Genomic DNA, 24,701 nt, shown 5'->3' on the forward strand with positions numbered 1-24,701 from the left:
TGGTCGTGGCGGCCTGATAAGCTCGCGGCTTTACTCGATTGCCCTTTCGGCGCATGAACAAGGAAATAGCATGAAACAGCATCGGTTGGCGGCGGCGGTTGCCCTGGTTAGCCTGGTACTTGCGGGTTGCGACTCGCAGACCAGCGTAGAGCTGAAAACCCCGGCGCAAAAAGCTTCCTACGGCATTGGCCTGAACATGGGCAAGAGCCTGGCTCAGGAAGGCATGGATGACCTGGATTCCAAAGCCGTAGCCCAGGGCATCGAAGATGCCGTCGGCAAAAAAGAACAGAAGCTCAAAGACGAAGAATTGGTTGAAGCGTTCGCCGCACTGCAAAAGCGTGCCGAAGAACGTATGGCCAAGATGAGCGAAGAGTCGGCAGCTGCCGGCAAGAAGTTCCTCGAAGAAAACGCCAAGAAAGCTGGCGTAGTGACCACCGCTTCGGGCTTGCAGTACGAAGTGGAAAAGAAAGCCGATGGCGCTCAGCCTAAGCCGACTGATGTAGTGACCGTTCACTACACCGGCAAGCTGACCAATGGCACCGTATTCGACAGCTCCGTCGAGCGCGGCAGCCCGATCGATCTGCCGGTCAGCGGTGTGATCCCGGGTTGGGTCGAAGGTCTGCAACTGATGCACGTTGGCGAGAAGTACAAGTTGTACATTCCTAGCGAACTGGCTTACGGCGCTCAGAGCCCAAGCCCGGCCATCCCAGCCAACTCGGTGCTGGTATTCGACCTGGAACTGCTGGCGATCAAAGATCCGGCAAAAGAAGGCGCAGCCAAGTAATTCGGCGCCTGTTTCAAAAACAACGCCTCGCTTATGCGGGGCGTTGTTGCATCTGGCATCTGGTGTGGGTAAACAAAGCGAACAGATGCTGTAGGCTGGAGTCATAGCCAATGTAGGACCGCTGCTAACCGCGCGGGACCTTCAAGTCAATGAAATATTGGGTTTTTTTCGATGAGTAAAAAACGCCCGATCTGAGCGCAGCCCTTGTATTTCGGGGCTCTCAGCCGTGAAAAGCAGGTCTGTTCACAAGGTTATCCACAATTTGTGTGGATAACATTTGCGTGGGAGGAATGATGAAAGCACCCTGGAGTTTCGCTCGTTTCTTGCCACTGGCCGGACGCTTGATTGCTCGTGGGCGTTTGCCGACCTTGTTGTTCGCGGTGGCCAGCAAAGGTGCCAGCCAAGGCAACCGGTTGGGCAAGCTCAAGGACGATTTACGCCTGTTGCAGGCACTTTGCCTGGCGTACTGGCGCGGCGAGTACCGAGCCATCAGTCCAAAAGCGTTGGTTTCGGTGGTGGCCGGCTTGATGTACTTCCTCAGCCCGGTGGATGCGATTCCGGATTTTCTGCCGCTGTTCGGCATGATCGACGACATCGCCGTACTCGCCTGGCTGATGAAAGTCCTCGACGATGAGCTCAATGCGTTCCGTGCCTGGCGCAAACGCCAAGTGCCGGAGAAGCTTGCAGTGGTCGAGCGTCTGCCTGATTCGCCGGAGCAACTTCACCTTCAGGGCCCTAAAAAATAGCGCCTCGATTCAGTCTCATCCTCAGATAGATACCCCCCGCGACCTTAGCCGCTGTTAGGATTACACTTCTAGGGAAAAGTGCCGACTCGCTAAGTGTTGTTGTCCTACGGGGTAGTCATGGATATTCAGATAATTACACGCGAAGGCGAGCCCGAATACGCGGTTCTGCCATGGGCTCAGTATCAGGCTCTTCTGAAAGCGGCAGGCATCAATGAAGCACCGTCGCGTGCGGCCCCGGCGCCGTCAGCGACAACCCAGGACCCGATTCTTCCAGGTCTTGATCAACTACGCAGTTTGCGCGAAGGGAAGGGCATCGCCATCGAGGCGCTGGCCCGCACGGTAGGCATCAGCCCGTCTTATCTGGCCATGATCGAAAGTGGCGAGCGTCTGCCCGACGCCGCAATTCGCCGCAGTCTGGCCTGGGAGTTGACGGTGCCAGGGTGGAGGGATGAATCGTGAGCGTACGCATCAGTCGTCAACACTGGGACGGATTGCTGGGCGAACTGGATCAAGCGCGTCGTCAGCGTCACTTGCTGACTTATCGGGCATTGCTGGAGCGCTTGCAGTTGCCGACGCCCGCCATGCAAACCCTGACCGCGGCGCTTGAACACCTGGCCGCGCTGGACGCCAAGGCCGAGCAACCGTTGCGCAGTTCGCTGGTGATCAGCCAGGGTGCCAGTCGTTTGCCTCGCACTGGATTCTTTGAATGTGTCGAGCGGCTGGGGCGCTTTTCCGGGCCATCCGATGGCGTTGCTGCCGCGTCGTGGCACGCCTCGGAAGTGGTGCGCGTTTTCGAATACGAGTACCCGGAATCGGCGGAAGCCTGAGTGTTTCTTCGACTCAAGGCGCGGGTCGGTTACTGGCTGGCGCGCAGGCTGTTTCACTGGTCATGGTTCGTGCGCCAACCGCGCGGCTGGAAGTGGCTCGAAGGCCAGTTCGCCCGCATGGCGAACCTGGGCGATGTCGGCGCCCAGAGCTTCTACGGGCACATCCTGACCTTCCGCGGCGTCGGTCTGGGGGCTCGCGAAGAAGGTGTGCGCTTGCTGCGTCTGGCGGCACTGGCCGGGGATGGCAAAGCGGCCTATCAGGTGGGCGTGCTCAGTCTCGCCGGCACGCCGAGCAAAGCGCCGGATCCAGCAGAGGCGGCGCGCTTCTGGGGCATTGCCGTGAAGGCCGGGCATCCGCTGGCAGAGATCAAGTTGAAGGAGCTGGTCTCCCGCGACTCTTTGAAGTGAACGAGACTTTTCAATTGAAAAACGTGGCGTAGGGACTGATCCCTACGCCACGTTTTCGTTTTAGCGAATCGCCCTACATCAACATCATCCTTCCCTGACTTCTTTCCTCGCTGAACCCCCGCAAAGTCCATTGCGCCCAATTTCCTGCGCGAAGGATTGCTTATGTTCGACCCGGTTTTTTATGTGGCCCCTGACATTTCGGTGGGTTGATGGAGCACATCGCCCGCATCGAGCACGAGCTCGACAGCTTCCCGGACACCCTGACGCTCTATCGCCAACAGCTCAAACGCTGGTTCATTCACGCCGCTGACAAGGTCAGCCACGCCACCGACATGCCATCGCTAATGGGCATGGAACGGGTCATCAAACTGGGCAACACCAGCACGGTAGTCAGCACCGGTGACGATGACTTCATGTCGACGGTTGCGCAGTGTCCGCAGGGCGGGGTTCTGCAGATCGAGAGCCAGTTCGAATCGGTGCATGACATTCCTCTGGGGGGCATTGAGGTCGATGTGATTGCGGTCGAGGACGGCAAGTCGACCACGATCACCCTCGATGAAAACGGCAAGGGGCAGTTCCAGGGCGAGGCGGGCAAGTTCTACCGCGTGCGGGTCCAGAGTGAAGTGACGCCGCAGCAGGTCGATGCGCTTTTTACTGCGTACGACGGCCTCGGCAATGCACTGGAAACGTGGCTGCGTAAAGAGTGGGAAGGGTACAAACCGCAATGGTCGAACTCGCCTCTGACTGCCGTAGGCAACGGCTTATTGGCCGGCAGTTGGGCCGCGATAGAAGGGGTGTGGGACAGCATCAATCTGCTGTCGGAGATACTTCAGGATCCGGGCAAATTTGTTGAGCGACTGGGCGCTGGCGTCGAGCGCTTGAAGGCGTTGGCCGAAAAAACGCCGCAGACGATGGCAAAAATCCAGCTGCTGGCCAGTGATGAAGCAGCGCTGTGTTTGCTGTTGCGCACGGCCAGTCTCTGGCTGGAAATGCTCCCGCCCAGCGCCATCGCCGGGAACACCGCTGAAGCGCTGTCGAAAGTCGTGGTCGAGTTGCTGATCGACATCCTGATCGCCGTTGTCCTGACCTTCGCCACGGCAGGGGCAGGTGTTGCCTATCTGGCGATGCGTTTAGCCGGGCGTGGCGCACAGCTGATCGGTGCGGTGACGCGGCTGGTCAATGCGTTGTTCAAGATCCTGGATAGCTTCAGCGGTTACGTCGACCGCTACAAGAAACTCGCTGCGCGGGGTGCCACGGCGGGGCTGAAAAAAGGCCGGATGCAGCTGCGTTGGAATGCTCGCCAAAACAGCGCAGTGAAAAAGCACGAACCCTTCGACGACGCCCCGGCCCAGGCCAAAAACCCCAACGGCGACAGCGCCGATTCAGCCGAGCGCACCGCCACCCACGGCTGCCCGGTGTCGCTGGTCACTGGCGAAGAACTGCTGACCCTCAGCGATGGTTTTCTGGATGGTTTGCTGCCATTCGAATTCACCCGCCTTTATCGCACCAGCGCCGTCGAACTCGACAGCGGCCTCGGTTTTGGCTGGAGCCATTCGCTGGCCCAGCGCCTGGAAATCGATGGCGAATCCGTGGTGTGGATCGACGCGGAAAACCGTCGCACACCGTTTCCGCTGCCGAGCCTGACGCGTCCGGCGATCCATAACAGTTTGTCGCGCGCGGCGATTTATCTGGGCGATGCGGCGGAAGAGTTGATTGTTGCGTTGGCGGGTGAATCGGCGCGGTTTTATCACTTTCGTGATGGCGGCCTGAGCGCGATCAGCGATGCCTACGACAATCGTCTGGGCGTACAGCGCGACGTGTCTGGACGCATTCAACGGCTCGATAACGGCGCCGGTCGCTGCCTGTTTTTGCGCTACGACCGCCAGCACCTGATCGCGGTCGACTATCAGCGTTTCCACCCGACCGACGAGGGCTGGCGCACCGAGCAGACACTGGTGACTTATCGCTACGACGCCCGCTGGCGGCTGATCGAAGCGAGTAATGCGGCGGGCGAAAGTGAGCGCTACGACTACGACGAACAGCACGTCATTTTGCAGCGGCAACTGGCCGGTGGCGCGAGTTTTTACTGGGAGTGGGAACGCAGCGGTAAAGCGGTGCGCTGTGCCCGGCACTGGGCCTCGTTTGCGCAGATGGACACCCGTTATCGCTGGGACGACGACGGCAGCGTGTTGCTCAAGCACGCTGATGGCAGCGAAGAAACCTACGTCCACGATGACCGGGCGCGGTTGGTGCGGCGGGTCGCGGCCGACGGTGGCGAGCAGCGCAAGGCCTATGACGCCCAGGGCCGTTTGATCGCCGAGCAGGACGCGCTCGGTGCCGTCACCGAATACCGCTACGACGAACTCGGGCGCTTGATCGCGCTGATTCCGCCGGAAGACGAGCCGACGTCCTACGAGTATCGCAACGGTTTCCTGCACGCCCGTTATCGCGGCCGGGCCAAGTGGACCTACCAGCGTAATGCCCAGGGCGATGTCACCTGGCTGATCGATCCCGACGACCAGAGCACCTATCACGAGTACGACGCTCAGGGCCGGTTGCTGGCGATTCGTTATCCGGACCACAGCCGCCATCTGTTTGAGTGGAACGGCCTTGGACAACTGCTCGCGGAAACCTTGCCCGACGGTGGGCGGCGGCAGTTTTCCTACGATGCGCTTGGGCGGCGGATTACGTTTCAGGACGAACACGGCGCTGTCAGCCGTTATCAGTGGGACGCGCTTGGACGTCTACTGCAAAGCACGCTGCCGAGCGGGGCCAGTCGTCGTTTCAGCTACAACGCCTATGGCCAGGTTACCGCCGAAACCGATGAGCTGGGGCGGGTCACGCGTTTTGAATACGCTGACGATCTGCACCTGGTCAGCCGACGGATCAACCCTGACGGCAGCGAACTGAAGTACCGCTACGAGCATGCGCAGCTGCTGCTGACCGAGATCGAGAACGAGTCTGGCGAGCGCTATCGGCTGGACTACACGCCCAGCGGTTTGATTCAGGCAGAAACCGGTTTCGACGGTCGCCGTACGGCGTATGCCTACGACCTCAACGGCCAGTTGTTGGAGAAAACCGAGTTCGGCGATGACGGCTCGCAGCGCGTCACCGCTTACCTGCGTGATGCGGCCGGACGCCTGTTGGTCAAGACCCTGCCCGACGGGCTCAAGGTCGACTACCGCTACGACGGGCTGGGGCGGCTGGTCAGTGTCGACGACGGTCAGGATCATCCGCTGGAGTTCGAATACGACGCCCATGACCGGCTGATCACCGAGCATCAGGGCTGGGGCACGTTGCGTTATGGCTATGACGCCTGCGGCCAGCTCAAGCACCTGCGCTTGCCGGACAACAGTCGTCTTGAATATCACCGCGCGCAAGGTGGGTCGCTGACGGCGATCGACCTCAATGGTTCGCGGCTGACCGCCCACACCTTTGTCGGGGGCAGAGAACAACAACGCCAACAAGGCCTACTGCACAGCGACTTTGCCTACGACGACCAGGGCCGTTTGCAAGCCCACGCCGTCAGCCAACAGCAACGTCCACTGTATCGCCGCGATTATGCCTACAGCGCCAACGGCAACCTCGCACAGGTCAACGACACCCGTCACGGCGAACGCCGCTACCAGTACGACCCGCTCGACCGCCTGACCGGCGTGCGCCATGCCCGCGATCAAGACCCGGAGAACTTCAGCCACGACCCGGCCGGCAACCTGCTGATCCACGATCGCCCCGGCCCCTGGCACCTCAAGGGCAACCGCCTGCTGCGCCACGCCGACCGGCATTACGACTACGACGCCTACGGCAACCTGATCCGCGAACGCCGCGGCGAGACCGTCACCGCCTACACCTACGACAGCCAGCACCGCCTGATCCGCTTCACCGCGCCCGACGGCCAAGAAACGGCCTACCGCTACGACGCCTTCGGCCGGCGTATCGACAAAACCGTCGACGGCCAGACCACCGCGTTTTTCTGGCAAGGCGACCACCTCATCGCCGAAAGCAGCCCCGGGCACTACCGCGGCTACGTCTACGAACCCGGCAGCTTCCGCCCCTTGGCACTGCTGGACGGCCACGGCCCGAAAAACGCCTGCCCGTTCTACTACCACCTCGACCACCTCGGCACCCCGCAGGAACTGACCGACTACAGCGGCGAGATCGTCTGGTCAGCGAAGTACAGCGCCTACGGAAAACTCAGCCAGCTCAGCCACGGCGGCGGCGAACAGCTGGAACAACCGCTGCGATTTCAGGGGCAGTACTTCGATGCTGAGAGTGGGCTGCACTACAACCGCCATCGTTATTACCACCCGGATACGGGACGTTATCTGACGCCGGATCCGGTGAAGCTGGCGGGTGGGTTGAATGCCTACCGCTACACGCCGAACCCGACGGGGTGGGTGGATCCGCTGGGGTTGAGTGGGAATTGTCCAGGGGGGAATAGGCCGGGGTGTTCGGCGCCGGATGATGTTGTTGAGGTTAAGGTTGATGTGGGGGAGCCTGCACTACCGAAAATGTCGGCAGAGCAACGGCGGGCGAGGATTGATGAGCTAGCGGAGGAGAATGCTTATCGGCGTTTGGACGAGATGGAGAAAGCCACGCAAGGCGCACACTTTTTAGAGAAACATGGCAAACAAACCACGCTGGCCTCTCAGCAGGAACGTTCAATTACGGGAAGAAACCCAACAACTGGAAACATTGAGGTTTACACCAACGGGAGACGAGCAGGGCAGCCAAAAATACCCAGTGCGGCCACTCATTTTTTTAGTTATCGAGACCAGCTGAATGCCATACATCGTGCTCAGCTTATTTTCAGGCGAAATGGGCAAATGGCGTCGAAGGAACCGATGGATATGGGTAAGGTCGTTGGTGAGGGGTACAAAAGGGGGGGAGTAGTTTACGGACAGCAAACACATGCGATAGTAATCCTTGATGGTGTAGCTCAGCCGATAACCTCTTATACGGAATTTATGGAATGAAACGTAAGCCTGAATATTTTGTTCTGCGTGGTCTGCTCTTTCTATTTGATATAGAAAATACTCACAACGATGCTCGTGAAAAGATCATTGTCTCTAAGAATGTCAATGACAAGGAAGAGCTTGCTGAATTGTTCGATATTCTTATGAGGCCTGAGTTTCTTTCTTATAATTTTCAGGAGCGCGAGTGGTGTATTGACACTCTGAAATACTACTTGGAGGTTGGTGACAGTTTTGATGCTGTATTCACAAAAATTACAACCTATTTTGATGATGATGTAGAGGATCAACGTCAGTTTATGCAGGTTTTATTAAGTTGCTTATTGAAGTATCACAACGAAGACCCAAAGGCGGGGTAAAGCCGAAACAGTTAGACTGATTGAGCTAGTCATTTCGCGGGGGAGTTGTGGTGTTCGGAAAATCAGCGTTGGCCTATGACCTGAGGTGAATGAAGGTCAGGGGCAGTGAGGCTATCAATCACATGCACGCTATACCCCGGCACATTCTTCGCGTGGTGTTTAGCCTGTGAGGCCATTTCTGCCAACTGGCTGGCATCGATTTCCCCGCAGGCCTCGGGGTGCAGGTGCACCACGCCGATGGACAGCGACAGCAGCGGGAACTCCTGGCGCATACCTTGGCGGTTGGGGGCGATGAAGCAGCCGGCTTCGAGGTGTTCGGGACGGTAGAAGCGGCGGCACTGGCTCTGGAAGTCGTCCAATAGCTGATTCAGACGTTTACCCCAGTCTTCCGGGCCGAGCACCAGCAGGAAATCATCACCGCCGATGTGGCCAACGAAGTCGCGGGAGGGGTCGACGCGGTCGTTCAGGCATTGCGCCAGGCACAGCAAGACTTCATCACCCCGACCGTAGCCGTAGATGTCGTTGAAGGGTTTGAAGCTGTCGATGTCGACGTAGCAAATTACCGATTCGCGCTTCTGCTGCAACAGCCGCGTGAGGCATTGCTGGATCGGTACGTTGCCCGGCAACAGGGTCAGCGGGTTGGCGTAGCGGGCCTGTTGGATTTTCAGCTCAGTGATGAGCTTGAGCACATCGATCACCCGCCCCAGGCCCAGGTAGCCGCCGTTGAGGGTGATGATGAAATCTTCTTCAATGCGTTGCCGGGCGCGGCTGGTGATCAAGCGGCTGACCTGTTGCAGCGATTGGCTCATCTCCACAGCCAGAAAGTCATCGTTCATCAAACGGCTGATGGGTTTGCGGGCGAACAGGTCAGTGGCAAACGGCTTGAGCAGCGCGTCGGAGAGCGAATGCCGGTGGACGATGCCACAGGGCTGGCCGCGTTCATCCAGCACCGCCAGTGAGTTGAGGTTGGCCTGGCGGCGGAAGGCTTCGAGTACCGTGGCGGTGGGGGTATCGCGGTCCACGGCCGGCTGGTCGTTGAGCAGGGCACTGAGGTCGCTGGCTTCTTCGCTCAGCACCACGGCCGTGCTGTCCTGTCTTGGCATCAAGGTCCGGGCATCCTTGGGCGGATGCTCCTGCGGCCGGCAAAGCAGATAGCCCTGAACCAGATCGACGCCCATCTCGGTCAATACCGCCAATTCTTCCGGCAGCTCTATACCTTCCGCGATCACCAGCGCCCGCGACGCCTTGGCAATTTGCAGGATCGAGCCCACGAATTCGCGCTTGAGGGCATCCTGATGAATGCCGTCGATGAAATGCCGGTCGATTTTCACGTAATCCGGTCGCAACTCCGACCACAGGCGCAAGCTTGAATAACCCGCTCCCAAGTCGTCCAGGGCAATCGAAAACCCCATCGCCCGATAGTGATGCAGCGCGGTTTGCAGCAACTGGAAGTCGTCGATCGGGGTTTGTTCAGTGAGTTCGATCACCACCTGGTTCGGCGGTATGCCGAAGTCCTGCAGCAGTTGCAGGGTACGGCCCGGTTGATGCGCGGCTTCGAGGAGGGATTCGGGCGACACATTGAGGAACAGCTTGCCGGGCAACTGCTGCTCGTTGAAACGTCGGCAAGCACTCTGCCGACAGGCGATTTCCAGTTCGCTCAAGCGTCCGGCCTGGCGGGCGACGGCGAACAATGTGATAGGGGAGTGCAGCGGGCTGTTGGAGGGGCCGCGACTGAGGGCTTCGTAGCCCAGAATCCGTCGCTCAGAGAGGCTGATGATGGGCTGGAACAGGCTGTGTAAACCGCCTTGAGTCAGAATTGAGCTCAATGCACTCAGCTGTTCGGTTGTGGTCATGGCGATCTCTGGCGATAAAAAAAGGGCTGGGTGGGCTCTCGATAAAGAGAGCACGCCCAGCCCTATATTTCACGACAGATTGATGACTGTATGATGACGCTCCGGGGAGCGTCAGCATTAAATTGCCATCAATTGCGGATAAACACTCAGTGTTTGGCCACCGCGGTGTTGAGCTTGAGGTAGTCCAGCAGGATGCGCCCGGTTTCGCTCAGGTAGGCATCGTCCTCCGGCTTGGTCTTGTCTTGCTCGGCCGCGATTGCATCTTCGTCTTCTTTCTTCAGCTCTTTGAGCGGTTCTTCGCCCTTGGCCTTGCGACGGATGTTTTCCATGGTCAGCTGCTTGGCTTCGATGTCGGCGTGTTGAGCGCGACGTTCGGCTTCGTTGAGGCTGACGGTTTTTTCGTTCATCAGCTTCTGGGCCAGGGCCAGCTTGTCACGGATGAACACGAACTCGGCGTCTTTGGCAGTACGCACGTCATGCTCGGACTTGAGCTGGGTGATGTACGGCTTGAACGGGTCGACCGCAGGCTTGATTGCTGCGCGGATGGTGTCCCACGGCATGGCTTCCGGCAGGGCGCTTTCGCCGATTTCCTTGGTGTCGATGATCGACGGGTAATCGATGTCCGGCAGTACGCCCTGATGCTGGGTGCTCTGGCCGGAAACCCGGTAGAACTTGGCCAGGGTCAGCTTCAGTTCGCCATGGTTGAGCGGCTGAATGGTCTGCACGGTGCCTTTGCCGAAGGTCTGGCCGCCGATGATCAGCGCGCGGTGGTAGTCCTGCATGGCGCCGGCAAAAATCTCCGAAGCCGAGGCAGACAAGCGGTTGACCAGCAACGCCATCGGGCCTTTGTAGAAGGCGCCCGGGTTCTCATCTTCCAGCACGTCAACCCGGCCATCGGCGTTACGCACCAGTACGGTCGGGCCTTTGTCGATGAACAGGCTGGTCAGCTCGGTGGCCTCTTGCAGGGAACCGCCGCCGTTGTTGCGCAGGTCGATGACCACGCCGTCGACTTTGTCTTTCTGCAGTTCGGTCAGCAGTTTCTTGACGTCGCGGGTGGTGCTCTTGTAGTCCGGGTCACCCGCACGGAACGCCTTGAAGTCCAGGTAGAAGGCCGGGATCTCGATGACGCCGAGCTTGTAGTCCTTGCCATCCTGCTTGAGGTTGAGGACCGATTTTTTCACGGCCTGGTCTTCAAGTTTCACCGCTTCACGGGTGATCGGCACGATTTTGCTGGTCTGGTCGTTCGGCGCATTGCTGGCCGGAATCACTTCCAGGCGCACCACGGTGCCTTTCGGACCGCGGATCAGCTTGACCACTTCGTCCAGGCGCCAGCCGACCACGTCGACCATTTCCTTGTTGCCTTGGGCCACGCCGATGATCTTGTCGGCCGGTGCCACCAGCTTGGTCTTGTCGGCAGGGCCTGCCGGGACCAGGCGCACGACTTTTACCTGGTCGTTGTCGCTCTGCAATACGGCGCCGATGCCCTCGAGGGACAGGCTCATGTTGATGTCGAAGTTTTCCGCGTTATCCGGCGACAGATAATTGGTGTGCGGGTCGTAGGACATGGCGAAGGTGTTGATGTACGCCTGGAAGATGTCTTCTGCGCGGGTCTGGTCCAGACGCGCCAACTGGTTCTTGTAGCGCTTGGTCAGGGTTTCCTTGATCTGCTTGGAATCCTTGCCGGCGATCTTCTGGCGCAGGACCTCGTCCTTGACGCGCTTGCGCCACAGGTCGTCAAGTTCTGCGTTGGACTTGAGCCAAGGAGCGTCCTTGCGATCGATCAGCAAGGTTTCCTTGGTGGTGAAGTCCATTTTGTCGACACCCTTGTTCAACTCGGCAAGCGCGAAGTCCAGACGCGCTTTGACGCGGTCCAGGTAGCGCTTGTAGATGGTGAACCCGGCGTTGAGGTCGCCGCTCTTGAGGAAGTCGTCGAACTGAGTCTTCCACTTGTCGAATTCGGCAATGTCGCTGGCCATGAAGTAGCTGCGCGACGGGTCGAGCAATTTCAGGTAGCTGTCGTAGATGATCACCGAGCGCGCATCGTCGAGCGGCGGTTTGCTGTAGTGGTGGCGCTTGAGCAGTTCCACGACATTCAGACTGGCGATGACTTCGTCACGATCAGGTTGAAGCTTGTCCCAGCTGTTGGCTGCGAAAGTATTGCCGGACATCGGCAGCAGGCCGATACCGATGAAAAGGGCGAGGGCAGTGCTGGGGAACAAACGCTTCATGTTGATTCGACGCGGGGACAATTGATAACGCATATTAGGCCGTCTTTGAAGTCGCCGGTTCCACAAGGGCCGGTCGCATAATGCAAAAAGCCCGGCGCTACAGCTTCGGGCTCAGTCCAGACTCACTATGGAGGCACTGTGAAAGCATTGCAAGGCGTTGACGGTCAAGTGGAGTGGGTTGAAGAGCCGAGTCCTACGTGTGATGTAGGACAAGTTCGCATTCGAGTGGCGGCAGCGGGTCTCAATCGCGCCGATTTATTACAGAAGGCAGGGCTATATCCGCCGCCACCGGGGGCCAGTCAGGTGCTGGGTCTAGAGTGTTCGGGAGTGATCAGCGAGGTCGGCCCGGGTTCGTCCTGGCAAGTCGGCGATCGGGTTTGCGCCTTGCTGGCCGGGGGTGGGATGGCCGAAGAGGTGGTTGTCGACGGACGGCACGTGCTGCCAGTACCCGACGAAATGTCGCTTGCGGAAGCGGCAGCGTTACCGGAAGTCTATGCCACGGTGTGGTTGAATTTATTTCAACTCGCTGCGCTCAAACCGGGTCAGAAAGTTCTTCTGCACGCCGGCGCAAGTGGAATCGGTTCAGCTGCCATTCAGCTGTGCAAGGCGTTCGGTAATCCGTGCTGGGTCAGTGTCGGGTCGGCCGAACGGTTGGCTTATTGCGAAAAACTCGGCGCCCAGGGCGGTGTGGTTCGCACCGGCGACCTGGAGAGTCTGAGTGACTTGGGACCGTTCGATGTCATCCTCGACCCGGTGGGCGGCAATTACGCGGCGCTGAACCTCAAGCTGACGGCGCTGGACGGCCGTTGGGTGCTGATTGGGTTGATGGGGGGCCGCGAAGCCAAGCTGGACCTTGCGCAAGTGCTGGCCAAGCGCGTGCAACTGTTGGGCTCGACCTTGCGCAGCCGCGATGATCAGTTCAAGGCGGATCTGTTCAGCGATCTGCGTCAGCACGTGTGGCCGTTGTTTACGGAAGGTCGATTGAGCCCGCAACTGGCCAAGGCCTTCCCGATCAAGGACGCCGAAGCGGCGTTTGCGGAGCTGGCGAGCAACACGGTGGCGGGGAAACTGGTGTTGGTGATTGATGCCAGCCTGACCTGATATCGGGTTGGCTTTGAAAAGATCGCAGCCTGCGGCAGCCCCTTCATGGAACGCGACCCCCTGTAGGAGCTGCCGCAGGCTGCGATCTTTTTCTTTTATTTCCAGAGATGGATCGGCCAGCCGGCCTTTTCCGCCTGCTCGCGGAGCACCGGGTCCGGGTTGACCACGTGTGGGTAATCCACCTTCAGCAACAACGGCAGGTCATTGCGTGAGTCGGAATAGAAACTCGCGCCCTCGAGATTTTCCTCTTCCGCATCCAGCCACTCCAGCAGCCGGGTGATCTTGCCTTCGCGGTAGGTCAGGGTGCCGACGGTTTTGCCGGTGTAAGTACCGCGATCCACTTCCAGTTCGATCCCGAGAATCTCGTCGATGCCCAAGCGCTCGGCAATCGGTGCGACCAGGTGTGTGCCCGACGCGGAGATCACCAGAATACGGTCACCGGCCTTGCGGTGCGCGGCGATGGTTTTGGTCGCGTCACTGAAGATGATCGGTTCGATGAAGTCTTCCACCCACGGGCCAACCAGATGCGTGACTTCTTCAGGCGTACGACCAATCAACGGCTCCAGGCTGAAGGCCATGTAGTCTTCCATCGCCAGGTGGCCACGGCCGTAGGCGTCCATCAGTTCCTTGTCGCGACGCAAGAACGATTCACCATCGACCCAGCCGAGGCGGACCATTTGTTCGCTCCACAGCGAGGCGCAGTCGCCGTGGATCAGGGTTTCGTCCAGATCAAAAATTGCCAGGGCCATCAGTGCAGTTCTCTCTTCAACGTCAGCAAGGTCATCAGGCTACCTCACACAGGGCCGTCGGATCGATGGAAAGCGCCAGGCGCTGACCATCGGGGTGCAGGTCGGAAGCCGAGCGGTTGAGCACATCCACCACCAGTTCTACGCCACGGGCTTCGATGCGATAGCGAATCACGTTGCCCAGCAGGCTGTGGCTGCGAATCTGTGCGTCGAGTTCACCGTTGAGGCTCAGTTCGATGGCTTCCGGGCGAATCGCAATCCGATGATTGATCGGCCGCTGCAACAGTTTCGTCGCACTCTCGGCGTCCAGCAGATTGTAGTTACCGATGAAGCCGGCGGCGAACACATCGACCGGTGCGGTATAGAGGGTTTCGGCATCGCCGCTTTGTACGATTTTTCCCTGATTCATCAGGAAAATTCGGTCAGACATGGTCAGGGCTTCTTCCTGATCGTGTGTGACGAAAATCGTGGTCAAGCCCAGTTCGCGCTGGATCTGACGGATCTGTTCGCGCAAGTGCTTGCGAATGCGTGCATCGAGGGCCGACAGCGGTTCATCCAGCAGCAACAGGCGAGGGCGGGTCACCAATGAGCGGGCAAGGGCCACGCGCTGGCATTGACCACCAGACAGTTGATGCGGATAACGTGCGGCAAAATCATTGAGCTCGACCAGTTTCAAGACTTCGGCGACGCGTTTGTGGCTCTCATCGGCGTTGACCTTTTGCATGCGTAAACCAAAGGCGACGTTCTGCTCCACGGTCATGTTGGGGAACAGCGCATAGCTCTGGAAGACCATGCCGATGCCGCGCTTTTGCGGGCTCAGCGGCACGATGTCGACGCCATCGAGGAGGATCTTGCCGCCATCCACCGGCGTCAGCCCGGCGATGCAGCGCAGCAGAGTGGATTTGCCGCAACCGGACGGGCCGAGCAGGGTGACGAATTCGCCTTTCTGGATTTCGCAATTGATGTCGCTGAACACCGTGGTGCCCGCGTAGTTTTTCTGAAGATGTTGGACGCTGACATAGCTCATTCGCTTTTGTCCCTGTTCAAGATGTTGGCAATCCAGGTCAAGACCAGCACAAAGAAGAAGTAGGAGATCACCAGCGCACTGGTGAAATGGCCGCTGCTGTTGCGCATGTTATTTAGGTAGACCTGCAGGGTTTCGTAGCGGGTGCCGACGAGGATGTTGGCGAAGACGAACTCACCGAACAGGAACGAGAACGACAGCAGCAACGCCACCATCAAGCCCTTGCGCAGGTTCGGCAGGACCACCAGGAACGCAGCCTGAAAGGTACTGGCGCCGAGCAGTTGCGCGGCGTCCATCAGGTCACGCAGGTTGATCGCTTGCAGGTTGTTGGTGATCGCCCGGTACATGAACGGCAGCGCTACGGTGAAGTAGCAACCGATCAGGATCCACGGCGTACCGACCATCGCGAACGGCCCGGAACCGTAGAGCTGCAACAGCCCCACCGACGACACCACGGGCGGTACGGCGAAGGGCAGCAGGATCAGGATGTTCATCAGCGCATCGAGTTTCGGAAAGTGGTAATGCACCACGAACAGCAGCGGCAGAATCAGCACCACCGACAGGATCAATGCGCCAACACACACCAACAGCGATTGGCCGAAAGCGTTCAGGAAGCGCGGATCGCTCCACAGCTGTGCGTACCATTTGATGCTGAAACCGCTGGGCAGAATGGTTGCCGACCAGCTGCTGGAGATCGAGTAGATAAAAGTGCCGAGCAGCGGCAGCAACATAATGGCAAACAGCAGGTAAACCACCACGCGATGGTAGATGCCGGCGGGCCCCAATTCAGCGCGAGACATGGTAGCTCCTCTTCAACAGCAGTTGATGGACGATGGTCACCAGGGTCATCAATGCCACCAGTACCACGGCCAGGGCACTGGCCAGATTCGGGTCCAGGGAGATGTCGCCCGAGACCATCGCTGCAATCCGGATCGTCAGCACGTTGAAGTTGCCGGTGGTCAGGGCGTACACCGTGGCGTAGGCGCCGAGGGCGTTGGCCAGCAGAATCACGAAGGTGCCGAGCAGTGCCGGGGTCAGCACCGGCAAACCGATGTGCCGCCAGTACTGCCAGCCGTTGGCGCCGAGCAGCGCGGCGGACTCGCGCCAGTCTTCGCGCAGGGCGTCGAAGGCCGGGTACAGCAGCAGCACGCCGAGGGGAATCTGGAAGTAGGTGTAGAGAATGATCAACCCGGTTTTCGAGTACAGGTTGAAGTCCTGGATGATCCCGGCCTGCTTGAGCAGGATGGTGAAGCTGCCGTTGAAACCCAGCAAAATGATGAAGGCGAAGGCCAAAGGCACGCCGGAGAAGTTGCTGGTCATGTTGGCGAAAGCATTGACGAAGTTGCGCAGTTTCGAATCGACCCGGCGCAGGGAGTAGGCACCGAGCACGGCGATCACGATGCCGAATACGCTCGACCAGAAGCTGATTTCGAGGCTGTACTGGATCGCCTGGAGGTAGAACTTCGAGCTGAAGATTTTGGTGAAGTTGGCAATACCCCAGCCGAACTCTTCCGACTCGAGGCTGTTGATCATCACCCACACCAGCGGGGCGATTTCAAACACGATAAAGAACAGGGTGAAGGGCAACAGACACAAGGCTGCCAACCATTTGCCACGAGTCATGGAGGTCACTTGAGCAGCTCCCGGCACACGGGTTTGTCGTGGGGCACGCCCAGCAATTCGCAGACGGTGCCGCAGATCTCGGTCTGTTTTGGCGTGGCGGCGGCGTTCAGGCTGAAGGCGTCACCGAGCACGAACAGCGGGACTTCGCGTTCTTCCGGTAGCAAGCCGTTGTGGGAACGATCGTTGTTCATGCCGTGGTCGGCGGTGACCAGCACCTGGTAACCGGCGTCGAGCCAGCCTTGCAGGTAGTCGGCGAGGAAAATGTCGGCGAAGCGGGCGCTGTTGCGGTACTGCGGGGTGTCGAGGCCGTGCTTGTGCCCGGCGTCGTCGATGTTCATCGGGTGGATCAGCAGAAAATTCGGCGCATGACGCAGGCGCAGGTTTTCGGCGTCGGCGAACAGATGCGAATCAGGATAGTGGTCGCTCCAGTAGAAATGCCCGTGCTGGATCGGCAGGTCGGGGTTGTCGGTGTGGCGATCCCGGGCTGCCACGAACGGCGAGCGGTTATACAGCTCGCTGACCCAGTGATAAGCCGCCGCTGCGGTTTTCAGGCCGGCATCGGTGGCGTAGTGATAAATGCTGCGCTGATTGGACAGGCGCGAGACGTTGTTGTGGACGATGCCGCTGTCGATCGGCGTGACGCCGGTCAGGATGCATTCGTAAAGCGGGCGGGACAGGGCCGGCAACTCGCACTCAAGTTTGTAGAGCGCCGCGCGTCCTGCGCCGACGTAGGCCTGCAAGTGCCCCATGGCGTGCCGGGCGACTTCGTAGTTGAGGCCGTCGAGCACGACAAGGATGACGTTGTGCTTCATGGGGATGGGACTCCGCAAAACAGGAATTCGGAAATCTCGGGTTCGACTCAAACCCCTGTGGGAGTGAGCCTGCTCGCGATAGCGGTGAATCAGTCGCCATTAACATTGACTGACCCTCCGTCATCGCGAGCAGGCTCGCTCCCACATTGGATCTCCATTGGATTTCCAATGTGGGTGCCTAAAGCATCACTTCATTTCGACGATGACTTCTTCGTTCCACTTCTGCGGCAGGGCCTTGGAGGTTTTCTCCCATGCATCCGCGTCCTTGATCGGCGTGACCTTTTTGTACTGCTCGTTCGGCAGCAGCTTGGCTTTCACGTCATCCGGCAGCGTGATGTGCTCGGCGCGGATCGGACGGGCGTTGCCTTTTGCCAGGTTGATCTGGCCGGCGTCGCTGAAGATGTATTCGCGGGTCAGCTTGGCGGCGTTGGGGTTCTTGGCATATTTGTTGATGATGGTGGTGTAGCCGGAAATCACCGAACCGTCGGACGGGATCAGCACCACGTAATCATCCGGATTGGCCATCTTGGCCTTGTAGCTCAGGCCGTTGAAATCCCAGACCACGCCGACTTCGATTTCGCCTTTTTCCATGGCGCCAATGACCGGGTTGGACATCGACAGGCGACCCTGCTTGGCGATGTCGGCGAACAGCAACAGCGCAGGTTGCAGGTTTTTCTCGTCGCCACCGTTGGCCAGTGCCGCAGCCAGAACGCCGTTCGCCGCCTGGGCAGCGGTGCTGACGTCACCGATGGAAACCTTGTATTTGCCGGTCTTGAGGTCAGACCATTTGGTTGGCACTTCGGAACCGTGCAGCAGCTTTTTGTTGACGATGAAGGCGATGGTGCCGGTGTAGGCCAGTGCCCAGTTGCCGTCCTTGTCCTTGGCCCAGTCTGGAATCTGATCCCAGGTCGAAGGCTTGTACGGTTGCACCACGCCCTGCTTGACCGCGATTGGGCCGAAGGCGGCACCGACGTCGCCGATGTCGGCGCTGGCGTTGTCTTTTTCAGCGGCGAATTTGGCGATTTCCTGTGCCGAGCTCATGTCGGTGTCGATGTGTTTCAGGCCGTATTTCTTGGCCAGGTCTTCCCAGGTGCCTTTCCAGTTGGCCCAGTCATCGGGCATGCCGACGCTGTTGACTGCGCCTTCCGCTTTCGCAGCGGCTTCCAGGGTTTTCAAATCATCAGCCGCCATGGCGGCGGTGCACATGGCAATGGTCGAGCCTAACAGTGATGCCAGGAAAAACTGTTTCATTCCGAAGCTCCTTGGGTCGTGTTCAACGCTGCGATTGCGGTTTGTGTTGGTCTAGGTCAGCAATACCTGAGCCAATTTAAGGGGGCTGGATGACACTTTGATGTCGTTCGTCGCCCGACAGGCGTTTTGTTTGCCCGGTACTGACGGCTGCCAACTAAGCGTAGACCATAGTCAAAGGCCCGCTGCGTAAGGACTTGGCCGATGTATTGCACGGTTTTTAAATGACCGCAGGGATGACCGTCTGGAGACTTGTCATCTCTCAGTCATCTGCACTGCCTACGCTTGCAGGACGTTGATTGAGCCGATTTGCAGCGCGGTTCTGCCCCGAAACAGTGCTGGTCTAGTCCAGATAGGTAACGTTGATGCGTGATGAGGCAACAAAAGCGGTGACAGCGATTGGGCAGGTTCTTCAGGAGCAACTCGATCACGGGTTGCTGGCGCCCGGCAGCAAGCTACCGGCCGAGCGCAAGCTCAGTGAGTTGTTTGGCACTACGCGCATTACTGTGCGTGAGGCCTTATTGCAGTTGGAGGCTCAGGGGCAGATCTATCGCGAGGAGCGCCGAGGCTGGTTCGTCTCGCCACCACGCCTGGCCTACAACCTGATGCAGCGCAGCCACTTTCACGCGATGGTCAGTGCGCAAGGGCGGGTGCCGTCTACCGAAGTGATTTCGGCGCGCTTGCAGCCGGCGTCCGCGGCGGTGTGTGCCTGGTTGCAGCTGCCGGCACTGTCGAGCGTGATACAGATCTGCCGGTCGCGGCGCATCGACGGGCGTTTGGTCTTGTACGTGGAGCATTACCTGAACCCGCAATACTTTCCGGGGATTCTGGATTTTGATCTGAACCAGTCGATCACCGAGCTTTATGCCCGGCATTACGATTTGCACTATGGGCGGGTGCGCTTCGAGATTGTGCCGACGGCATTGTCGGTGGATGCCGCGGCGGCATTGCGGGTGTCGGTGGGCAGCCCCGGATTACGGATTGCCCGGGTCAACTATGACCAGCATGAACGGTTGATCGATTGTGACCTGGAGTTCTGGCGGCATGATGCGATTCATGTCGGCGTCGACGTCCTGTAGGAGCTGCCGCAGGCTGCGATCTTTTGACTCTGTTTTTAAAAAGATCAAAAGATCGCAGCCTGCGGCAGCTCCTACAGCGGCTGGTCTTTCTCCGGGCCACCACCGGCCGTGACGACCTGCACGCTCAAGCGCGGCGTCGCCAAATCCATCCCGGCCTCATCCAGATGCCGTTTCAGCGACAGATTGAACGCCCGGGAAACCTCCCACTGTTTAATCGGTGCGGTCTTGAACCGCGCGCGCAGGATCGCATTGCCTGACTCGAAGCTTTCAACGCCCTGAAATTCCAGCGGCGACCAGATATTGCGTCGTTGCAGCGGGTCGGTGCGCATTTTCTGGCCGACTTCGCGCATCAACTTGATCGCGCTGTCGATGTCCATGCTCGCAGGCACCGCCACCCGGAAAATCGCGTAGCCGAATTCCCGGGAATAGTTCTTGATGCTTTTGATTTCGCTGAACGGGATGGTGTGGACGATGCCGTCGATGTCCCGCAGACGCACTGTGCGAATGGTCAGGCCTTCAACGGTGCCGAGGTGGCCGCCGACGTCGACGTAGTCGTCGATGGCCAGGGAGTCTTCGATGATGATGAACAGGCCGGTGATCAAGTCGGCTACCAGCGACTGCGCACCAAAGCCGATGGCCAGGCCGATGACACCGGCACCGGCCAGCAGTGGCGTGACATTCATGCCCATGTTGGCCAGGGCGACGATCAGCGCAATGATGAAGATCGCCACGAACAGCACGTTGCGAATCAGCGGCATCATCGTTTGCGCGCGGGCGTTGGCCAGGCCTTTGCGCGAGCGGGTGAGGGCGTGGTGCACGGCGGTGTCGCTGAGGATCCAGATCAGCCAGGCAAAAATCAATGTGCCGGCGAGGCTGAACAGTTTGACGCTGACCTCATGACCTTCGCCTTCGGTGAACGCAATCAGCGACATGCCCCAGACCCGCAGGCCGAGTTCGATGAAGGCCAGCCATACCAGCAGATGGGCGAGGGTGTAGAAGAAGCTCTTCAGGCGCTCCGAATACAGGGCGTGGCGTTTGACTCCGCGTTGCGGTTTGAGTGAATGGCGGCGTACCAGTCCGTTGATCACCATGCACAACACCAGAAGCACCGTGCAGATCAGCGACTGGCGCAACGCTGTGCTGGTATCGCCCGCCGAGACGAATGTGGCGAACAGCGAAATGCCCACCAGCACCAGCGCCGGGACGTACCAGAAGGTGCCGAGGATTTCGATGGTGTCGCTGAGGGCGCGGCGGGTCAGGCGGCGCGACAGCGGTTGGTTGCGAATCAGGTGTGCAATCGGGCGGCGGAATCGCAGGATGAACAAGCCGGTGGACAACGCCGCCAGGACGTTGGCCACTGTCGCGGCGGTGTGCGCCAGATGCACACCGAGGCTTTCGATCAAGCGCGGATCGTTCAAGGCTTCACCAAAAGCGGCGAAGCTGCCGATCAGCCACAGCGGACGAAACGCCTGATGTCGCAAGATGTACAAGGCGCGGTGGCGGTGCGGGCCGTCGAGCAGGGAAAAGGCGATCACGCAGATGGCAGAGAAACAGGTACCGACCACCAGCGCATAGGCCAGCACCATGGCCAGGCTTTTGCCCAACGACGACGGCAGGGCGTAGCTCATGTAGACCGTGATGACCAAGGCAATCAGCCATGGCCCGAGCTTGCGCAACGCGAAGCGCAACATGTCCAGGGCCCTGGGGTGTTGCGGCAGTTCTTCGGTCAGCCCGAAACGCATGCGCACCCGGTGGCTGATCCAGATCAGCGCCGCGGCCAGCAGGCTCCAGACCATCAGAATCACGGCGAACGCGAAGATGATCGGCAGCCATTCGTTGGCCGGCAGTATCAGTGCTGTGAGTTCGTCCTTGGCCTGGTCGAACTCGTTGGACCAGCGCGTAAGCGGGCTGTCGGGACCGGAAAACTGTTTTTCGAAGCTGGCGAGCGTGCCGCCAATCAAGCCCAGAACACCTTCCTCGGTGACCGGTTGCGCCTTTTTCGTGGCGTCGCGCAGCTTCTTCAGGTCCGCCAGCAACTTGGTTCGTTGCTGATCGTTTTCCAGGGACTTGATTACTTCATCCAGCGATTGCCCCAGTGGCTCTTGCGCCTCTGGTTGGGTTTTCGATGAGCTGTTGAGCAGGCTCGGCAAACCGACCGCCTGGGCAGGTGCCATCGGCAGCAGCGTCATCAGGCAGACGAGGAACAAGCACGGAAGGGCGAAAAGACGAGCGAACACTAGGCGGTCAACCTCGGAGTGAGCGGGTCGACCGAGTGTACGAGCCCGTTAAATTCAAAGCGAGTTCGGTGAGGATTTATTCGTTGAGTTTGGCGAGGATCTTGAAGATCACCGTGGCGAGGATCAGCAGCATGCCGAGCCACATGGCAAGTACGCCAGCGTTTTTGTCACGGAAGTTGAAGCCGATAGCCAGCATGAACATCCCGATAAGAATGGGGATCAGCATGGCGTGGAACGAGGACATCGTGATCATGGCGACTGCCTTGTCGAAAGGGATAATGAAAGTCTAGGTGGCTTTTGGAGGTGCGTAGGAGCTGCCGAAGGTTGCGATCTTTTGATTTTGATCGTTGGCAATTGCGCCTCACATCAGAATCAAGGTCAAAAGATCGCAGCCTTCGGCAGCTCCTACAGGGTTTACGGTAGTTCGCGGCAGGCGTAAAACGCGCTCAGCACCTTGACCAAGTGCGCCAGATCGTGGCTGCCGCACAGTTCGCGGATCGAGTGCATGGCGAACGTCGGCAGGCCGATGTCCACGGTGCGCACGCCCAAGTGGCTGGCGGTAATCGGGCCGATGGTCGAGCCACAGCCCATGTCACTGCGCACCACGAAACTCTGCACCGGCACTTCTTCGGCCATGCACAGGTGACGGAAGAACCCGGCGGTTTCGCTGTTGGTGGCGTAGCGCTGGTTGCTGTTGACCTTGATCACCGGGCCGGCGTTGAGTTTCGGGCCGTGGTTGGCATCGTGCTTGTCGGCGTAGTTGGGGTGCACGCCGTGGGCGTTGTCGGCCGAGACCAGCAGGGATTTCTGAATGGTGCGTACGAATTCATCACCCTCGGGCAACAAGCGACGCAGCGTTTGTTCGAGCATCGGGCCGTCGGCGCCGCAGGCCGAGCACGAACCTACTTCTTCGTGATCGTTGCAAACCAGTACGCAGGTTTCATCGGTGTCGGCAGTCAGCAGCGCTTGCAGGCCGGCGTAGCACGACAGCAGGTTGTCCAGGCGCGCGCCGGCAATGAAATCACCGTGCAGGCCAATGACGGCGGCGCTTTGGGTGTCGTAGAAACTCAGCTCATAGTCGAGCACCACATCCGCGTTCAAACCGTGTTCGCGGGCGAGTTGGTCGGTGATCACGGCGCGGAAGTCCACGCGCTCGTCACCGGCAAATTGCGCCAGCACGGGCGGCAACTCGGTCTGGGCGTTGATCGCCCAACCCATGTTGGCTTCACGATTGAGGTGGATGGCCAGGTTTGGAATGATCGCGATCGGTGCCTTGAAATCGATCAGCTGGCTCTCGACCTTGCCGTCACGGCGGAAGGTTACGCGGCCGGCCAGGGACAGGTCGCGGTCGAACCACGGCGCCAGCAGTGCGCCGCCATAGACTTCGACACCCAGCTGCCAGAAGCCCTGGCGTTGCAGTTCCGGTTGCGGCTTGACCCGCAGGCACGGGCTGTCGGTGTGGGCGCCGACCAGGCGAATACCGCCGTGCAGCGGCGAGTGGCGGCCCATTTTGATCGCGACGATCGAAGAGTCGTTACGGGTGACGTAGTAGCGGCCATTGGCTTCGGTGGCCCATGGTTCACGCTCGTCGAGGCGTTGATAGCCCGCCGCTTCCAGTCGCTGAACAAGGCTGGCAGTGGCATGGAACGGGGTAGGGGAGGCCTTGAGGAAGTCGATCAGGCCTTGGTTCAACTCTTCGCGCATAAGTAGCTCCAGACAGCAATGGCGCCAGTTTAACGTATTGGCTCACGGCATTGCAGACACAATGCCGTTTGGCGCGCGCCTGGAGTCAGCCGGTGATCAGCGTGCCGTTGAGAAACACTTCGCGACGTTGCTTGCGGCCCACATATTCGTGCTTGCTCGCAAAATAGACATCATCGAATTTTTTTCGGGAGATGCCCGGAAATTGTCCGACGTATTCATACACCAACCGATCGTAATCGGCTTCGGTGATGAGTTTGTAGATGTCCCGGCGGTAGAAAAAGCCCAACTGGAAACCGAGCGTTTCGCTCAGGTGAGCCGTCTGTCCGGCGAAGCAGTTTTCGAAGTCGATGGCTTTGAGCGGTTTGTGCGACGTTTCTGGAATCATGATGTTGCCGATCCAGAAATCCATGTGCGTGATGTTCTTGCGAGCCAGGGAACTCAGTAGGTCGAACGCATCGAGAATGAAGGATTCGACTTTGTCCGGGTTACGTTTGAGCCACCGCACGCCGTCGATATGATCATCGAGCAAGCGCGTGATGATGAAATATTCCTGGGTCAGCCCCAGTCGATCCCGCGTGTATCCAAAACCTTGCAACGGCGGCATTCGTACACCCCGGCGTTGCGCTTCGAGGGTGTTTTTCAGCTCTTCGAGGGGCCAGTCGAATCGTCCGTTGCGCTGGGGTTTGCCCAGGGTTACCCGCACTTTCGCCTTGAAGGTATCCAGTGGCTGGACCTTGGCAAACAGTGGCGTAGTTCCCGCAGCCAACGGTGCGCTGGCACGGGTGAGTTTGCGCGAGCGGCGCTTCTCAATGAGCTTTTCCAGGGCCTGACGTGCTTCGACGCTAGGCTGTTCCGACAGATGCAGGGTGGTGTTGCCGAAGACAAAGGTGATGGGGTAGTCGCATTGAAGCGCTTTACTGCTGAGCACGAGGGCATCCTGCCTACTATC

Annotated in this window: 21 protein-coding genes; 9 read left to right on the plus strand and 12 right to left on the minus strand. The window is 59.2% G+C overall.

Annotated elements, in window-relative coordinates; genetic code table 11:
- Window positions 1–70 precede the first annotated feature (70 nt).
- The 7 genes from bamJ (at window position 71) to KVG88_RS12000 (ending at window position 8,097) form a co-directional block, all read left to right on the plus strand.
- Window positions 71–784, plus strand: a complete 714-nt coding sequence (gene bamJ / locus KVG88_RS11970) for a BamJ family beta-barrel-assembly machinery protein (RefSeq protein ID WP_217871438.1) — start codon at window positions 71–73, stop codon at window positions 782–784.
- Window positions 785–1,077: 293 nt separating this feature from the next.
- The gene (locus tag KVG88_RS11975) at window positions 1,078–1,530 is read left to right on the plus strand and encodes a YkvA family protein (RefSeq protein WP_150702807.1); all 453 of its coding nucleotides are present in this window, start codon (window positions 1,078–1,080) and stop codon (window positions 1,528–1,530) included.
- A gap of 117 nt (window positions 1,531–1,647) precedes the next feature.
- Entirely contained in the window at window positions 1,648–1,989 is a 342-nt protein-coding gene (locus KVG88_RS11980) for a helix-turn-helix domain-containing protein (RefSeq protein ID WP_150702808.1), read from the plus strand.
- Complete coding sequence (locus KVG88_RS11985) at window positions 1,986–2,357, plus strand: hypothetical protein (protein ID WP_003223109.1); 372 nt, start codon at window positions 1,986–1,988, stop codon at window positions 2,355–2,357. The genes KVG88_RS11980 and KVG88_RS11985 overlap by 4 nt, the downstream gene beginning before the upstream one ends.
- Entirely contained in the window at window positions 2,358–2,765 is a 408-nt protein-coding gene (locus KVG88_RS11990; RefSeq protein WP_217871439.1) for an SEL1-like repeat protein, read from the plus strand.
- Between the two features lie 209 nt (window positions 2,766–2,974).
- On the plus strand, window positions 2,975–7,741 hold the full coding sequence (locus KVG88_RS11995; protein WP_217871440.1) for an RHS repeat-associated core domain-containing protein: 4,767 nt from the start codon (window positions 2,975–2,977) through the stop codon (window positions 7,739–7,741).
- Window positions 7,738–8,097, plus strand: a complete 360-nt coding sequence (locus KVG88_RS12000; RefSeq protein ID WP_217871441.1) for a hypothetical protein — start codon at window positions 7,738–7,740, stop codon at window positions 8,095–8,097. The genes KVG88_RS11995 and KVG88_RS12000 overlap by 4 nt, the downstream gene beginning before the upstream one ends.
- A 62-nt stretch (window positions 8,098–8,159) precedes the next feature.
- Here KVG88_RS12000 and KVG88_RS12005 read toward each other — a convergent pair whose 3' ends face one another.
- Window positions 8,160–9,950, minus strand: coding sequence for a bifunctional diguanylate cyclase/phosphodiesterase (locus KVG88_RS12005; protein ID WP_217871442.1), 1,791 nt, complete (start codon window positions 9,948–9,950; stop codon window positions 8,160–8,162).
- 146 nt (window positions 9,951–10,096) lie between these two features.
- Window positions 10,097–12,178 (minus strand): carboxy terminal-processing peptidase, encoded by a 2,082-nt coding sequence (locus tag KVG88_RS12010; protein ID WP_217871828.1) that lies wholly within the window; start codon window positions 12,176–12,178, stop codon window positions 10,097–10,099.
- A 138-nt stretch (window positions 12,179–12,316) separates the two neighbouring features.
- Between KVG88_RS12010 and KVG88_RS12015 the strand changes: the two genes are divergently transcribed.
- Window positions 12,317–13,279 (plus strand): zinc-binding dehydrogenase, encoded by a 963-nt coding sequence (locus KVG88_RS12015; RefSeq protein ID WP_217871443.1) that lies wholly within the window; start codon window positions 12,317–12,319, stop codon window positions 13,277–13,279.
- Window positions 13,280–13,374: 95 nt separating this feature from the next.
- On the opposite strand, the gene KVG88_RS12020 is transcribed toward KVG88_RS12015, so the two are convergent.
- From KVG88_RS12020 to KVG88_RS12045, 6 genes are all read right to left on the minus strand, one after another.
- Complete coding sequence (locus KVG88_RS12020) at window positions 13,375–14,028, minus strand: HAD family hydrolase (protein ID WP_150705483.1); 654 nt, start codon at window positions 14,026–14,028, stop codon at window positions 13,375–13,377.
- Window positions 14,029–14,062: 34 nt separating this feature from the next.
- Entirely contained in the window at window positions 14,063–15,052 is a 990-nt protein-coding gene (locus KVG88_RS12025) for an ABC transporter ATP-binding protein (RefSeq protein ID WP_150705482.1), read from the minus strand.
- Window positions 15,049–15,849, minus strand: a complete 801-nt coding sequence (locus KVG88_RS12030; protein ID WP_150705481.1) for an ABC transporter permease — start codon at window positions 15,847–15,849, stop codon at window positions 15,049–15,051. Before KVG88_RS12030 ends, KVG88_RS12025 begins: the two co-directional genes overlap by 4 nt.
- Window positions 15,836–16,672 carry an ABC transporter permease gene (locus KVG88_RS12035; RefSeq protein ID WP_191630599.1) on the minus strand — a complete coding sequence of 279 codons (837 nt, stop codon included), beginning with the start codon at window positions 16,670–16,672 and terminating at the stop codon, window positions 15,836–15,838. Before KVG88_RS12035 ends, KVG88_RS12030 begins: the two co-directional genes overlap by 14 nt.
- A 5-nt stretch (window positions 16,673–16,677) precedes the next feature.
- The gene (locus KVG88_RS12040; RefSeq protein WP_217871445.1) at window positions 16,678–17,484 is read right to left on the minus strand and encodes an alkaline phosphatase family protein; all 807 of its coding nucleotides are present in this window, start codon (window positions 17,482–17,484) and stop codon (window positions 16,678–16,680) included.
- Window positions 17,485–17,670: 186 nt separating this feature from the next.
- Window positions 17,671–18,735 (minus strand): ABC transporter substrate-binding protein, encoded by a 1,065-nt coding sequence (locus tag KVG88_RS12045; protein ID WP_217871447.1) that lies wholly within the window; start codon window positions 18,733–18,735, stop codon window positions 17,671–17,673.
- A 362-nt stretch (window positions 18,736–19,097) separates the two neighbouring features.
- Here KVG88_RS12045 and KVG88_RS12050 point away from each other — a divergent pair, with 362 nt between their 5' ends.
- Window positions 19,098–19,811, plus strand: a complete 714-nt coding sequence (locus KVG88_RS12050; protein WP_217871448.1) for a UTRA domain-containing protein — start codon at window positions 19,098–19,100, stop codon at window positions 19,809–19,811.
- A 71-nt stretch (window positions 19,812–19,882) separates the two neighbouring features.
- Here the strand turns inward: KVG88_RS12050 and KVG88_RS12055 are convergent, their stop codons facing one another.
- The 4 genes from KVG88_RS12055 to KVG88_RS12070 all read right to left on the minus strand — a co-directional run bounded on the left by KVG88_RS12055 (window position 19,883) and on the right by KVG88_RS12070 (window position 24,680).
- A complete protein-coding gene (locus KVG88_RS12055; protein ID WP_217871449.1) occupies window positions 19,883–22,048 on the minus strand; it encodes a mechanosensitive ion channel family protein in 2,166 nt (721 codons plus the stop codon).
- Window positions 22,049–22,124: 76 nt separating this feature from the next.
- Window positions 22,125–22,301, minus strand: coding sequence for a hypothetical protein (locus KVG88_RS12060; protein WP_191630491.1), 177 nt, complete (start codon window positions 22,299–22,301; stop codon window positions 22,125–22,127).
- Window positions 22,302–22,462: 161 nt separating this feature from the next.
- Window positions 22,463–23,752: a M18 family aminopeptidase gene (locus KVG88_RS12065; protein ID WP_150702863.1), complete on the minus strand. Its 1,290-nt coding sequence runs from the start codon at window positions 23,750–23,752 to the stop codon at window positions 22,463–22,465.
- Window positions 23,753–23,837: 85 nt separating this feature from the next.
- Window positions 23,838–24,680, minus strand: a complete 843-nt coding sequence (locus tag KVG88_RS12070) for a protein kinase family protein (protein ID WP_217871451.1) — start codon at window positions 24,678–24,680, stop codon at window positions 23,838–23,840.
- Window positions 24,681–24,701 lie beyond the last annotated feature (21 nt).

The organism is Pseudomonas azerbaijanoccidentalis (assembly GCF_019145495.1).
Lineage (GTDB): Bacteria > Pseudomonadota > Gammaproteobacteria > Pseudomonadales > Pseudomonadaceae > Aquipseudomonas > Aquipseudomonas azerbaijanoccidentalis.

What these genes read in the sequence shown, in the direction of transcription:
- KVG88_RS11980 (WP_150702808.1), top strand. Translation starts at nt 1,648, where the DNA reads ATGGATATTCAGATAATTACACGCGAAGGCGAGCCCGAATACGCGGTT.
- bamJ (WP_217871438.1), top strand. Translation starts at nt 71, where the DNA reads ATGAAACAGCATCGGTTGGCGGCGGCGGTTGCCCTGGTTAGCCTGGTA.
- KVG88_RS12060 (WP_191630491.1), bottom strand. Translation starts at nt 22,301, where the DNA reads ATGATCACGATGTCCTCGTTCCACGCCATGCTGATCCCCATTCTTATC.
- KVG88_RS11975 (WP_150702807.1), top strand. Translation starts at nt 1,078, where the DNA reads ATGAAAGCACCCTGGAGTTTCGCTCGTTTCTTGCCACTGGCCGGACGC.
- KVG88_RS12065 (WP_150702863.1), bottom strand. Translation starts at nt 23,752, where the DNA reads ATGCGCGAAGAGTTGAACCAAGGCCTGATCGACTTCCTCAAGGCCTCC.
- KVG88_RS12010 (WP_217871828.1), bottom strand. Translation starts at nt 12,178, where the DNA reads ATGAAGCGTTTGTTCCCCAGCACTGCCCTCGCCCTTTTCATCGGTATC.
- KVG88_RS11995 (WP_217871440.1), top strand. Translation starts at nt 2,975, where the DNA reads ATGGAGCACATCGCCCGCATCGAGCACGAGCTCGACAGCTTCCCGGAC.
- KVG88_RS12020 (WP_150705483.1), bottom strand. Translation starts at nt 14,028, where the DNA reads ATGGCCCTGGCAATTTTTGATCTGGACGAAACCCTGATCCACGGCGAC.
- KVG88_RS12000 (WP_217871441.1), top strand. Translation starts at nt 7,738, where the DNA reads ATGAAACGTAAGCCTGAATATTTTGTTCTGCGTGGTCTGCTCTTTCTA.
- KVG88_RS12005 (WP_217871442.1), bottom strand. Translation starts at nt 9,950, where the DNA reads ATGACCACAACCGAACAGCTGAGTGCATTGAGCTCAATTCTGACTCAA.
- KVG88_RS12035 (WP_191630599.1), bottom strand. Translation starts at nt 16,672, where the DNA reads ATGACTCGTGGCAAATGGTTGGCAGCCTTGTGTCTGTTGCCCTTCACC.
- KVG88_RS12040 (WP_217871445.1), bottom strand. Translation starts at nt 17,484, where the DNA reads ATGAAGCACAACGTCATCCTTGTCGTGCTCGACGGCCTCAACTACGAA.
- KVG88_RS12025 (WP_150705482.1), bottom strand. Translation starts at nt 15,052, where the DNA reads ATGAGCTATGTCAGCGTCCAACATCTTCAGAAAAACTACGCGGGCACC.
- KVG88_RS12030 (WP_150705481.1), bottom strand. Translation starts at nt 15,849, where the DNA reads ATGTCTCGCGCTGAATTGGGGCCCGCCGGCATCTACCATCGCGTGGTG.
- KVG88_RS12050 (WP_217871448.1), top strand. Translation starts at nt 19,098, where the DNA reads ATGCGTGATGAGGCAACAAAAGCGGTGACAGCGATTGGGCAGGTTCTT.
- KVG88_RS12045 (WP_217871447.1), bottom strand. Translation starts at nt 18,735, where the DNA reads ATGAAACAGTTTTTCCTGGCATCACTGTTAGGCTCGACCATTGCCATG.